The 14,173-nt window shown below is 34.2% G+C and carries 10 protein-coding genes; 1 reads left to right on the top strand and 9 read right to left on the bottom strand.

The window, feature by feature from the left end; translation table 11 throughout:
• Window positions 1-90 precede the first annotated feature (90 nt).
• The gene (locus ACPBEH_RS09505) at window positions 91-2,232 is read left to right on the top strand and encodes a GW dipeptide domain-containing protein (RefSeq protein ID WP_424349011.1); all 2,142 of its coding nucleotides are present in this window, start codon (window positions 91-93) and stop codon (window positions 2,230-2,232) included.
• Between the two features lie 69 nt (window positions 2,233-2,301).
• Here the strand turns inward: ACPBEH_RS09505 and ACPBEH_RS09500 are convergent, their stop codons facing one another.
• The 9 genes from ACPBEH_RS09500 to ACPBEH_RS09460 all read right to left on the bottom strand — a co-directional run bounded on the left by ACPBEH_RS09500 (window position 2,302) and on the right by ACPBEH_RS09460 (window position 14,023).
• Window positions 2,302-3,705 carry a flippase gene (locus tag ACPBEH_RS09500; RefSeq protein ID WP_424349010.1) on the bottom strand — a complete coding sequence of 468 codons (1,404 nt, stop codon included), beginning with the start codon at window positions 3,703-3,705 and terminating at the stop codon, window positions 2,302-2,304.
• Between the two features lie 3 nt (window positions 3,706-3,708).
• Complete coding sequence (glf, locus tag ACPBEH_RS09495; protein ID WP_424349009.1) at window positions 3,709-4,821, bottom strand: UDP-galactopyranose mutase; 1,113 nt, start codon at window positions 4,819-4,821, stop codon at window positions 3,709-3,711.
• A gap of 4 nt (window positions 4,822-4,825) precedes the next feature.
• Window positions 4,826-6,037 carry a glycosyltransferase gene (locus ACPBEH_RS09490; RefSeq protein ID WP_424349008.1) on the bottom strand — a complete coding sequence of 404 codons (1,212 nt, stop codon included), beginning with the start codon at window positions 6,035-6,037 and terminating at the stop codon, window positions 4,826-4,828.
• 72 nt (window positions 6,038-6,109) lie between these two features.
• The gene (gene wecB / locus ACPBEH_RS09485) at window positions 6,110-7,237 is read right to left on the bottom strand and encodes a non-hydrolyzing UDP-N-acetylglucosamine 2-epimerase (protein ID WP_424349007.1); all 1,128 of its coding nucleotides are present in this window, start codon (window positions 7,235-7,237) and stop codon (window positions 6,110-6,112) included.
• Between the two features lies 1 nt (window position 7,238).
• Window positions 7,239-8,351, bottom strand: coding sequence for an NAD-dependent epimerase/dehydratase family protein (locus ACPBEH_RS09480; protein ID WP_424349006.1), 1,113 nt, complete (start codon window positions 8,349-8,351; stop codon window positions 7,239-7,241).
• Window positions 8,351-9,388 carry a polysaccharide biosynthesis protein gene (locus tag ACPBEH_RS09475; protein ID WP_424349005.1) on the bottom strand — a complete coding sequence of 346 codons (1,038 nt, stop codon included), beginning with the start codon at window positions 9,386-9,388 and terminating at the stop codon, window positions 8,351-8,353. The genes ACPBEH_RS09480 and ACPBEH_RS09475 overlap by 1 nt, the downstream gene beginning before the upstream one ends.
• A complete protein-coding gene (locus ACPBEH_RS09470) occupies window positions 9,388-10,620 on the bottom strand; it encodes a glycosyltransferase family 4 protein (protein ID WP_424349004.1) in 1,233 nt (410 codons plus the stop codon). The genes ACPBEH_RS09475 and ACPBEH_RS09470 overlap by 1 nt, the downstream gene beginning before the upstream one ends.
• Window positions 10,621-10,645: 25 nt before the next feature.
• Entirely contained in the window at window positions 10,646-12,154 is a 1,509-nt protein-coding gene (locus ACPBEH_RS09465; protein WP_424349003.1) for a hypothetical protein, read from the bottom strand.
• A 129-nt stretch (window positions 12,155-12,283) separates the two neighbouring features.
• Entirely contained in the window at window positions 12,284-14,023 is a 1,740-nt protein-coding gene (locus ACPBEH_RS09460; RefSeq protein ID WP_424349002.1) for a hypothetical protein, read from the bottom strand.
• Window positions 14,024-14,173: the final 150 nt, after the last annotated feature.

The raw sequence follows: 14,173 nt of genomic DNA, 5'->3' as shown, positions 1-14,173 counted from the left end.
TAGTACTATAAAAATATGCTTGCTATTAGAACTATCTACAGTATATACTAAGGGGGCTTAAGTATAAATACTTTTTTGGGGGGGATTTTAATGAGAAAGTCTTATCAAGCACTTTTAATTGCTTTAGGACTTGCAACATCAGTTTCAGCGAGCTCATTGTTAATCAATGATGTTCATGGGGCTACATCGGCTCCGGTTACGATTCAACAGAAATTAAATGTAGCCAAGAATATGCAAATTACAACGAATGTATACGCAGGTTTTAGCGCACCAGCAACTTTACCTGATGCTAAGAGCTTATTAGCAGGAGATAAAGTTAACGGTCAAAATGTACGAGTTGTTGCATTGTATAAGGTTAGCGATGGTACTTCTTATTATAATTTTAAGTATGGGGATCAGTATTACTGGATGGATTCGCGTGCATTTACAGAAGTGCCAGCTGTAAGTGTAGCTACTAAAAGTACTGTAATGATTGTTAACAAACAATCACTTAATAAACCGGTCAAAGTGACTACCAGTAACTATGCTGGTTTTAACACACCAGCTACTTTAGATGGTGCTAAAAACCTTATTGCGGGCAGTCAACTTAACGGTCATCAAGTGACCGCAGTAGCGATGTATAAATTGAGTGATGGGACTGCTTATTATAACTTTAAATACGGTAATCGCTATTATTGGATGGACGTTCGCGCCTTCACTGACGTTAATACGGTAAGAATTACAACGAAACAATCCCTTAACAAACCAGTCAAAGTGACTACCAGTAACTATGCTGGTTTTAACACACCAGCTACTTTAGATGGTGCTAAAAACCTTATTACGGGCAGTCAACTTAACGGTCACCAAGTGACCGCAGTAGCGATGTATAAATTGAGTGATGGGACTGCTTATTATAACTTTAAATATGGTAGTCGTTACTATTGGATGGACGTTCGCGCCTTCACTGACGTTAATACGGTTAAAATTACAACCAAACAATCACTTAATAAACCAGTCAAAGTGACTACTAGTAACTATGCTGGTTTTAACACACCAGCTACTTTAGATGGTGCTAAAAATCTTATTGCGGGCAGTCAACTTAACGGTCATCAAGTGACCGCAGTAGCGATGTATAAATTGAGTGATGGAACTGCTTATTATAACTTTAAATACGGTAATCGCTATTATTGGATGGACGTCCGTGCTTTTAGTAATGTAGCGCCAACATTTAAAATAGTGGCCAAAGAATCAGTCAATAAGGATGCTCGAATTACAGCAAATAATTATGGCGGATTCAATACGCCATCCCCAATCCCTGGCGCTAAATACTTAATTAGTGGCAGTCAATTGAGTGGCAATGTTGTTCATATCGTCGCTAAGTATAAGGTCAGCAACGGTGAATGGTATTACAACTTTAAGTTTGGTGATCGTTATTACTGGACTAATACACGTGCATTTACTGATGTCGCATCAATTGTTTCAAAACAAACAGTCAATCTTAATTTAATTGTTAACCTAGGGAATTATGGTGGTTTCAATACCCCTTCTCCTCTTCCAGGTGCCAAATATCTAATTAGTGGCTCACAGGTTAAGGGGAAAGTCGTCCGAGCCGTTGCTAAATATAAGGTTAGCAATGGTGAGTACTACTATAACTTTAAATACGGCGACCGTTATTACTGGATGAATACACGCGCTTTTGCAGCCTATGGTGAAGTGTTAATGAAAACCGGCTATATCAATCAATATGCAGCCGGCGCACCTAACGGTTGTGAAGCTGCCTCTTTATATATGGGTCTTCGCGATAAAGGGCGCTTAAAGGGTTATACCTTCCCATCCTTTCTTCGAACTATGCCTATTGCAACTGACTTAAATCCTAATCATGGTTTTGGTGGTTCGCCTTACTACAGTAGACCTGGTGCTTTTGAAGCTATTTTCCCTGCACCATTAACTAACTGGGCAAAAGCATACGGTAATGTTCGCAATATATCAGGTAGTTCTACAACTCAAATTAAAGATAGCTTAAATCAATTACATCCCGTCGTTGCTTACGTTACGATTCATTTTAAAAAACCAATTTATCAACAATATTGGTGGGGCAGAGGTACTAATAATAACCATGCTGTTTTAGTGGATGGTTATAGAGCTGGTGCCTATCATGTCAGTGATCCAATTGATGGTCAATACTGGATTAACTCTGCTCAATTCGAAAGTGTTTACAATGCACGTAAATGGGCTTTAGAAGTCATTAGTTAATTGCATTAAAAAACTCACAGTTATAGTTCAAGCGTTTAAAAACGCATCTAACTAAAACTGTGAGTTTTTTTATTTCTTTAAATAATTTAAGATTCTTGGTCTTGTTATCCATAAAATACTACAATAGATAATTATTCCGATCACCGCTTGAATAATTAATTGCGTCATATTAAACGATAATTTTAAATTCATTGTTAGAACGACAACAAACATTATCAGACCACTTAACAAATATTTCCAAAACTCTTGCAACATTTCACGTAAGTTTAGATCATCTTTTACGATATATAATTGGTAACTAGTGACACTCAGTTCAGATAATACTGTTGAAATCATAGCACCTAAAGTTCCTAACCATAAAATCATCGGAATATTCAAAATAATATTAACAACTGCTCCGATTGTAACAGATACTGTAAACTCTTTATTATGACCTGTTGGCATTAAATACTGAACACCTAATACATTACTCCAAGCAATAAATAATATTACTAACGATTCAACCATCATTAGTGGTCCTACTGCATCAAATGCTTGTCCAAAAAACATCGTAGCAAATTTAGGCGCGATAGCCGCTATTCCAAACATCATCGGTATCGAAATGGCGCTCACAAAATCAAAAGATTGATATAAGTATTTTTTAACCTGTTCATGATCTCCCTTAGCAAATGTATTAGCGACTCGAGGTAACATCACTGTTCCCGTTGCGGTTACAATCGCTAATACCATCTTGATAATTTTATCGGAATTATCGTAAAAGCCGGCTGCTTCAACCGATACCATCTTCCCAACCATCGTTTTATTAAGGATCAAATAAACTTGAGTTGCGATTTGGGGAACAAATAAAACTAAAGAAGGTTTAAAATGACGCCAAATTTTTAATTCTCGCCAATTTGGTAAGTTAATGTATCGTTTTAAATAAGGAAATAATGTGATATTACCGATTAATTGAGAAATTGACAAGACAGCGATGTATAATGTCAAATCACCTTTACCACGAACAAATATAAAAATACAAGCTAACGATATTAACTTAACGATAATATTTCTAAGAACCGTTACCTTGAAATTCTCAAAGCCCATAAAGAACCATGAAATATCAAAAGCTGCAGCACCAATTAAAATTGCTTGCATTAGATATGCTTCGTGATAAGCTTTCTCAACTCCTAAGAAGACAAAGAATGCTGCTAATGCTACTAAAATCGTAATCATTCTCATTAGAAAAACTTCCCAAAAAATTTGAGAAGTTTTCGCTTTGTCATCTCGATAATAAGCAATCTGGCGATTACCATAAAGTGAAACCCCAATACTACCAATTAAAATAAAATACTGCGTATTCGAATTGGTAAATGAATTAATCCCAACACCAGTTGGTCCTAAAACACGGGCAATATAAGGCATCGTTATTAGTGGCACTAATAACACAAAGACCTGATAGAACACATTATAAAGATAATTTTTAATAATTTTCATTGATTAATCCTTTAATTCATCTTTCACAACTTGTAAGGCTGCGTGAATGACTTGATGCATATCATAATAACGATATTGGCCTAAACGACCACCAAAGACCACTTTAGGTTCTGTTTCTGCAAGATCCCGATATGCTTTGTATAAACGGTTATTCTTATCATTATTGATTGGGTAATATGGTTCGTCGCCGCGTTTCCAATCTGCTGGATATTCTTTCGTAACGATCGTCTTATTCTTATCACCTTTACCGAATTCAAAGTGCTTGTGTTCGATAATTCGTGTGTAAGGTGTTTCGGCATCTGTGTAGTTAACAACCGCATTTCCTTGGTAGTTATCAACATCTTTTTCTTCTGTTTCGAAGCGCAGACTACGGTATTCTAATTCACCTAATTGATAATCGAAGAATTGATCAATCATCCCTGTAAAGATAACCTTGTCGTATTGATCGATGTATTCTTGTTTCTTATCGAAGAAATCAACACCAGTTTCGACTTCGATTAAATCGTTATCTAACATTTTTTCAATGATTTGTGTATAACCACCAATTGGAATCCCTTGATAAGTATCATTGAAATAGTTGTTATCGTAGGTTAAACGAACCGGTAAACGACGGATAATGAACGCTGGTAAATCCGTAGCCTTTTGGCCCCATTGCTTTTCAGTATAGCCCTTGATTAATTTTTGATAGATATCTGTCCCAATTAATGAAATAGCTTGTTCTTCTAAATTTTCAGGCTTCTTATCGTTCAAGACTTGACGTTGTTCAGCAATCTTAGCAGCAGCTTCATCAGGCGTCACAACACCCCATAACTTGCTGAAAGTATTCATATTGAACGGCAAATTATAGATCTCACCCTTATAGTTAGCAACTGGGCTATTCGTATAACGGTTGAATTCAGCAAATTGGTTGATATATTCCCAGATCTCCTTGTTACTTGTATGGAAAATATGCGCACCATATTGGTGAACTTGGATACCATCAACTTCTTTTGTATAGATGTTACCAGCGATGTGATCGCGTTTTTCAATCACCTTAACGTGGTTACCACGTTTTGCGGCTTCGTATGCGAAGGTTGCGCCAAAAAGGCCTGAACCCACTACTAGATAATTAGTCATTTAATTATTCTCCATTCCATGTTTGGTATAACGCAATGTAACGATCATATGCAATTTCTTTATCAAATTTATGAGCTTGCTTAACACAAGCTGTAACAACTTCTGCAGTTTTCTCAAACCCCAAACACGCCTGAAGTAATGCTTCTGAATCCCCCTTCGGCACAACACGACCTACTTCAATATTGAGACTCTCGGGACTCCCACCTGTATTAAATGTAATAACAGGCGTCCCAGATGCAAGAGCTTCAATATTCGAGGTTGGAAAATTCTCAGCCATTGTTGGATTAACAAATAAATCCGCACTCGCATAAATATTAGCTAGTTCAGAAACATCATTGGTTTGTTGAATTTTAAGAATGTTATCCGACTGTAGCTGATCGGTATCTCTTCCAACAACTACTACTTGGTAATTACTTGGTAAATTCTGGGCTAGATAATCGAAATATACCAATCCTTTACGTGGTTCCCAAATATTAGCTGCACCTAGAATAATCTTTTTATTTTTTAACTGATAATGCGTTTCAAAATAATTTTCCGTCGTTGGTTTAAATTGATTTAAATCAATCCCATTATGAATAGTTTCAATCTGATATTTACATAGAAATGAATCTTTTGCTAAATCTGTTAGCCAGTTTGAAGGCGTAACTATTTTAAAACGTTCTTTAGGTAATTCTGTGAAAGCTGCAACCTTTTTATTATATAATGACTGACTTCTAAAACGACAGTAAGTTTTAGGATATTCATTAAACTCCGACTTACTTTGAACTTTGTTAGGTACTTTCCCAGATTGATCTCGATCAATATAGGCGCTTTGTGGTGAAAATGGCCAACAATCATGAAGCGTTAATATAACCTTACAATCACTTTTCCTTAAATACTCAAATAAAAGCGCAACATTAAGATAATAACCATGTAAATTATGCAAATGCACAATATCAGGTTTAAATTTCTCGATTCTTTTAATAAGCTGTGTAGTCGCATGTCTTGATGCAAATCCACCATTATCAAAAAAACGTTCTTCGACTAAATGTTCATAGATATTAAATTGACTAGCCCCAATTTTAATTGTTGGTATACTCAAATCACTGGATTCGGTACCACGTCCATATGCTATCACGGGTATCATACCACTTTTTAGCTGTTGCTTAGCTAATTCAACTGCAATCCGACCTGTACTTCCCACGCCGTTAACAGAATTAATCTGTAGTATTTTCATTTTTAATTTCCTTAATCATTGGATTAGATATAAAAGAAAGCCCCTTTAAAATAGAGAGGCTTCTTAATTAGACTATGACTTAAACCAAACACGCCGGTTAATATAGTCAGTATATGATAAGATAATTCGCAATACTTTTTCGGACACATTAGGCATACTATAATCAGCAACATGTCGTAAAGTATCAGGTGTTTGACTTTCTAGAACTTTCAATCCTTGTAGAATACGTTCTTGGTTTAACCCAACCATCATAACAGAAGCTTCTTCCATTGCTTCAGGTCGTTCATGTGCTTGTCTAATATTTAGCGCTTTGAATCCTAGAATAGATGATTCTTCGCTAATCGTACCACTGTCACTTAATACTGTCTTTGCATATAATTGTAACTTATTATAGTCATTAAAATCCATTGGCTTCATTGTTTTTACTAGTGGATTAAATTGAATGTTTTTTTCTTCAATCATCTTACGTGTACGAGGATGTGTGCTAACAATAACCGGTAATTGATAAATATCTGCAATTGCATTTAAACTAGCAACCAAGTCATTAAAGTTAGTCTCTGAGCCAATATTTTCTTCTCGATGTGCTGAAACAACAAAATATTGTCCCTTTTCTAAGGAAAGTCGTTCTAAAATATCTGATTTTTCGATATCGTTCTTACGTGTTCCTAATACTTCAAACATCGGACTCCCAGTTTTAATTACTTGATCTGCGGGTAAGCCTTCCTTTAACAAATATTCACGAGCAATATCACTATATGTTAAGTTGATATCTGCTGTATGATCAACAATTTTACGGTTAGTTTCTTCTGGTACCCGTTGATCAAAGCAACGGTTACCAGCTTCCATATGGAAAATTGGAATATGACGACGCTTAGCAGCAATAGCTGCTAAGCAACTATTAGTATCTCCTAAAACAAGAAAAGCATCAGGTTGTACTTGTTCTAATATCGGATCAATTTTAATTAAGATATTACCAACTGTTTCAATTGCATTACCCTGTGCGGCTTCTAAGAAATAGTCGGGTTTACGTAAATGAAAGTCCTCAAAAAATACTTCATTTAACTCATAATCATAATTTTGTCCCGTATGAACAATAATTTGTTCAATAGCTTCGTCTTCGTCCAAGCGATTCATAACAGCTGACAAACGAATGATCTCAGGACGCGTGCCAACAACCGTCATTACTTTTAATTTTTTCATCTTAAACTCCTTCATAATACGTATCTGGTTTTTCAGGATCAAATATTTCACAAGCCCAGAATAATGTAATCATTGTTTCTGCCCCAGTATTGCTAATATTATGTGTATAACCTACTGGAATATCAACCACTTCTGGCTTATCACCAGACACAGGATATTTTAGAATCTTATCGGTTCCAACTTGTCGAAACTCGATTAAACCTGTTCCCTGAATTACCAAGAATTTCTCGACCTTCGTATGATGCCAATGATTTCCACGTGTAATTCCAGGTTTAGTTGTTGAAATGAAAATTTGCCCATTATCTTCAGATTTAATAAATTCAGCTAACCAACCACGATTATCTTCATTTTTCTTTAAATAATAAGAGAATTGATCTTCCGGTAAGTAACTTAAATAAGTGCCATATAGATCACGATCAAATTGCGCTTTTAAAGAAGGCATTACTAATGTTTCACGATTATCATGAAACTTCTGTAATTTACCCGCTAATTCGCCAACGGTTATTTCATAACTCTCTGGAACAACACAGTATTGTCCCTCTTTTGTGGGATGGCCATTTTTCATTGTTCTTATAAAATCACCAATGACGTTATCAATATAATTTAGATTAAGAGTCACATCGGGATCATTAATTTGTAACGGTATATTATGTGTCAAGTTATGTGCAAACGTTGCAACAACACTATTATAATTAGGACGAGACCACTTCCCAAATAAATTACTAAGTCGGTAAATATAAACTGGTGTAGACTGTGTTTGGGCATATTCGAATAACTGATCCTCAGCCATCTTTTTACTCTTACCATAATCATTATCCAATGCAGCTTGAATTGATGATGTGTAAATAATTGGCGTTCTCATTTTTTTAGCTTTTAATAATTCGATTAATTGCGTTGTTAAATCAGTATTTCCAACATAAAACTCGGTGTTATCTTTAGGTCTATTAACACCTGCCAAATGGAAGATAAAATCAACGTTTTCTAATTGAGATTCTAGGCTAGATAGCGTATCTTCTCGATTGAACTCAACAATATCTTGATAGTCTTCGTTATTAAGTTGTGTTATCAAATTACGGCCTACAAATCCCTTAGAACCTGTAACTAATATCTTCATTATTTTTTATCATTCCATTTCTTTAACTCATCTTGTACTAATTGTAATTCTAATAATTTAGCTTTCATCTCTTCAACAGATAACCGATTAGTATTATCTGAGTTGTATTCTTCAATATCAACTGCTTTTTGGTCACCTTCCGCAAAATACTTTTCATAGTTCAAATCTCTGCGATCTGATGGAATACGATAAAATTCTCCCATATCCTCAGCTCTAGCGGCTTCTTCTTTGGTCAATAAAGTTTCATACATCTTTTCTGCATGTCTCATCCCGATATGTTGGATAGGCGCTTCACTACCGAATAAGTCTTGAATAGCCTCAGCTAGTGTATTGATTGTTGCTGCCGGTGCTTTTTGAACCATAATATCACCTTGTTGTGCATTTTGGAATGCGTACATAACAAGATCAACAGCTTCATCAAGATTCATCATAAATCTTGTCATTGAGCCTTCTGTAATTGTAATGGGGTTGCCTGCTTTTAATTGGTTAATAAACAATGGAATAACACTTCCACGAGAAGCCATAACATTCCCATAACGCGTTCCACTAATTAACGTTTCTTCTGGATCAATATTTCTAGATTTTGCAATAAAAACATGTTCCATCATCGCTTTAGAGATTCCCATAGCATTAATTGGATATGATGCTTTATCAGTTGATAAACAAACGACTTTTTTTACTTTATTTGCAATAGCACTTGTCAAAATATTATCCGTTCCGATAATATTCGTTTTAACAGCTTCCATTGGGAAGAATTCGGCAGAAGGTACTTCTTTAATAGCTGCTGCATGGAATACATAATCAACACCAGGCATTACTTGACTGATGCTATCACGGTCGCGTACATCTCCAATATAATATTTGATCTTATCATTTTGAAATTTACGACGCATATCATCTTGTTTCTTTTCATCACGTGAAAAGATACGAATTTCCTTCAAATCAGAATCTAAAAAGCGCCGTAATACAGCATTACCAAAAGAACCTGTTCCACCCGTAATTAATAAAACCTTATCTTTAAAAAAATCGTTTGCCATTATTTATCTCCTCTTTCATCTATAGCATTCAATAACCACTGCTCTGTATCCATCATAAATCTCTGTTTCGTAAAATGCTTTTCAAAATAATTATACCCATTTTCACCAAGTTCGTCACGCTCTGGGCCAGTAAGTTTCATAAAATTTAATAAAATATCAGCTAATCCTTGCGCATCACTGGCTGTTGTTTGAAAACCGCACTTCGATTCCATAATAACTCGCTTAGCATCACCATCAATCGCCGCAATAACTGGTTTATGTGCAGCCATATATCCCTGAAGTTTAGCTGGAATGGTTGCTCCAATCATATTCTCATTTTTTAATGTCAACAAACACGCGTCTGCTTCCTTATAAAAATAAGCCATATGCGAACTAGGCTGTCTTCCATAAAAGATAATGTAATCTGTCAGGGCCATCTTTAACACCATATCCTTAATAGCTTGTAACTGACTGCCATCTCCAACTAAATGAATCCGAATAGTCGTGCTTTGTACGCCACGTTTTTTTAAGGCTGCGACAGCATCAACAATCGTTTCAATATCTTGAACCAATCCGATATTCCCAGTAAAGACAAAGTTATTTTTAGCTTTATTTTTAATAATAGCCTTATCATCTTGAATGTCGGTCTGTTCATCCGCATATTGTGGAATAAATCGAACTCGTTCACTAGCTATCTGATTAACTTTTTCTAAATAATCGATAAACGGTACTGAACTAACTGCAATTGTGTCTGCCGCTTTATATATACTTCGACTCATTTTATGAATAATCGGAAAGGCTATATTATTTTCATTTATTCTCATCGCCTTAACAGACTCTGGCCATAAATCAAGATTGTAAATAGCTAACGGAATATGTTGCTTCTTAGCTACAGCCATTGCTGGTATCCCCATTGTAACTGGTGAAATCATATATACATAGACAATATCGAATTTTTGTCTCTGCCATTTTCCCCAGAACCAGCCATTAATTGCAAACGACATATAATTCAATGATCTAAAAATCGGCCCCGTTCGCCGTGCGATTGCGCGTACACGATGTATCTTAACGCCATTTAATTGCTCGTTTCTATTTTTAAATAAGCGATAACGCTTAGGAACTTTACCGGTACTATAATCTCCTAATCCGGTTAAAACTGTCACTTTATGCCCAGATTTTACAAATGATGTCGCTATATCGTTTATCTTAAATTCATCCGGATAAAAATTCTGACTTACAATAAGTATTTTCACTTAGTTCATTCCTTTAGCAATTAAATTATTTTAATTCAAAAACAGATAAACCACTAGTATCAACATAAACCCGCTTATATTGATGATCACATAGCGCTTTAATGAAACCGTTAAATCTAAAATCAGGTTGCTGACTAATACTATTGGAAACTACTATGAATCTTGGCTTTCGTTTAATAAAACTATCTCTAAATTCCTTTGATATCTTAGGGAATTTTTGATAATCTAACGAAGGTAAAACAAAAAATCTAGAATTGGACACTCTGTTACTCTCTAAGTATATATTTGCATCTAAATTATGCACATATATACTATCCCTATTTGTTGAGTGTTGTTTAATATAATTTGAAACCCTCTTGATACCTCTATTGGTTTCAAATTGTTTCGAGTTATTAACAACCAATGCTGTTTTCCCTTGTTCATACAGGGCGTGTCCTTGAATACTCATCATTAAAATTGCTATTACAAGTAGATAGTGCCATTTATTTGTCTTTTTCCCTATTAGCTCTTCAAGTGCAAAACCAACAAAAATAAGAATGGCAGGTATTTGTGTTATTAGATAGTGTTGGTAATTTCTACCTGAAGCTACTACTGTAAGCCAATTAACAATGAAGTACCCTATCAACCAAATAAATGTTTTCTTTTGCTTAATTGTTAACTCAGTATACCGGCTTATTTTAACCACAATACCACTTATAACTAATGCTATTAATCCATATTTTATTAAAAAATCTATAAAGTACTGTGTAGCAACGCGCTTATCAAGCAATGTAGAATCTGCATATTTAATATTCGCAATAAAAGCTTGTTTGATCATTTCTGAAGTTGATGAACTCATAAATGCAATTAATGTAAAAAGACAGATACCAAATAATCCTCCAAGGATTGGTATCAATAAATCGCTTCCCCGTCTATTTTTACTAGTTAACAAATTGATTAACAAGACTAATCCGAAAATACACCAAATAGCAATCATATTGGCACGAATAAACAAAACAACACTACCGCTAAAACCGACTAAAAACAGACTTAGCTTCCGATGATTTTCTAGATCATCATTTAAATATTTAATTAAGCCGTACAGTGCTACTAATATAAATGGTAACGCATATTCTTCAGAAAAATTACCACCTGCAAATAACTCAATAAAGAGTCCTAGCGAGAGCCAAATTGTTAAACAAACTAAATAACTATTTTTCAATAAATAATTAAGTATTTTATAAAGTAATATCACTGTGGTAGTTAAAAATAAAACCTCAATTATCCATAACAGAAATTGCGCATGCCCTTGACCAAATAAGTAGGCCAATGAATTCACATAAAACAAAACACTACCTTTATGATCATACATATTGACATAAGGTACCATGCCATTATGAATCCCCCTACCAAAGTAAAGAAACATGGATGAATCATGTGTTGGTAAAACAGTTGATATCGGATTACTTCTAAATGTAAAACTGATAATCACAATAAAAATAGTCATACTGATAACATTCAGTACTAATGCTTTATTAGCAATAATTTTTTTCATTTTAACCCATACCATTCATTATTTATATTTTGCATATAATCCAATAATTCATTATACACTATCAGTGTATATTGTTCCGGCCTAAATAAAAAGGGATATCCTCAAATGAATACCCCTAGTTAAAAGTTTTTAAATACTTTTTAATCTTTTAAATAAATTATTCCAATAAAGAATAACGACGACAGCCATCAATAGCCATGCAATAATAGTATTAAGCATCAATATATGAATTATTCCATTCGGATGATAACTAATTTCTAAAGTATTAATTCCCACTTTTGAAGGAATAATCATAGCGCCAATTCTAGTTATTTTTATATCTTTTATTAATTTTCCATTTACAACAACCTGACTGTGATTGTATTTAATAATTGGTAGTTGTATATTCTTTTTTTCTTGATCCGTATTGATCCATTTTACTATCTGTTTATTCTTATTCACCTTTCGTTCGACTATAATTTGATTATCTAACACTTGTTGTTTATACAGGTTATATGGATCTACTTGACTATACTCAGCACTTTTAATACTTGGTGTAGCTGGTAAATAATCAGGTGTTCTCTTAGGTAATAATAGTAACCCTGCATTTAATTTATTTTTGTTTTGAAAGCTTTTTTTCAATAATTTAATATCATTTGTTGATCTTTCACCATTATATAAGGCATTAATATCGCTCCCCTGCCAATGTGCAATAGGAGCCTGTACTAAATGTCTAGCGTTAATAAAAATCATGCTCGCAATCACTAGCATACTGCAACTAACTAATCTTGTATAAGAAACTTTACTTAATGCTATTCCGATTCCTAAGAGCAAAAGTACAAAACTAATAACTGATAATCTCTCTGGAAACTGTAACATCGTTTTCAAGATTGGAAAATGATTTCCAACTCTCTTCCACGGCATTAAGCTGGATGAACCGATTAAAAAGATAATACCACATCCGTTAATAAGCTTTTCAACCAATGCCATATATCGGAATTTTATTAATGTATATATCGTCTGTGCGATAAAGATAAAGCTAAATATCAGTCCGTAGTGATTCCAGTTATAACTGGTAGTTGTAAAATGCATTACTGAATTACTTAAATCTGGATTGGGAAAAGTTGAAACAACAGTATTGCCACTATAAACATCCAATATTGCGCCCCAAACGTTCGCTGTCAATAACAACGTTATCCCCGCCGCAATTACCACCTTAATTAGTAATTTCTTTTTATCTCGACTTTTGTACAAACCAAAACTATAGAATAATACTAGAATTAAAATGCCAATTAAACTAGTTACTAAGTGGACTTGGATTAGAATTGACATAGTAATCGATAATAATACAACATTAACAGGCTGCGATTCATCCTGGATAACACGAACTGCTGAAATACATAACAATGGCAAGAAAGCAGCACCCCAGCCGGTAAAATTATGTCCAATTACCCAATACAAAACAACTGGTGAAAACATATATAGTACACTGATAACTATCGCAATCAAACGTTTAACATTTAGATAGCGATTTAAAGCGTACATATTACTTCCTGCAACCCACAATACAATTATATTTAAAACGACTTGCAACGTCACCCAACTCTTACTTAACGCTAAAATAATACCACCTAAATAATTAATAGCTGGCCCGTACAGCGCTGAAACAATTCTAGCGGAACCATTATAACCAAAATTAGATTGAAAATAACTAAACTTACCATTAAGAATTTGACTAGCAGTCTCATAAAAACTGTTCATATGAAATACAGTGTCCGTTCCAAAAATAACAGCATTACTTCTAATCTGTGGTATTACTAATATAATTGCACATACCAATATTATTAAAATTGATAAGATTTCAAATTTAAAATTATTTTTTCTATTCATTTTTACACCTACAAGTTTGTGATAAATTAATCATACCATTATATTTATCTAACTTCTACAAATTATATGCCGTTAATTACCGTTAAAATTAAATATGTATAAAAAAACAGAACTATCAATCTAACTATGATAGTTCTGATCTGACTTGCG

It is taken from the genome of Latilactobacillus parasakei (assembly GCF_049674265.1).
Lineage (GTDB): Bacteria > Bacillota > Bacilli > Lactobacillales > Lactobacillaceae > Latilactobacillus > Latilactobacillus sakei.
This window is presented reverse-complemented; position numbering and strand designations above follow the sequence as displayed.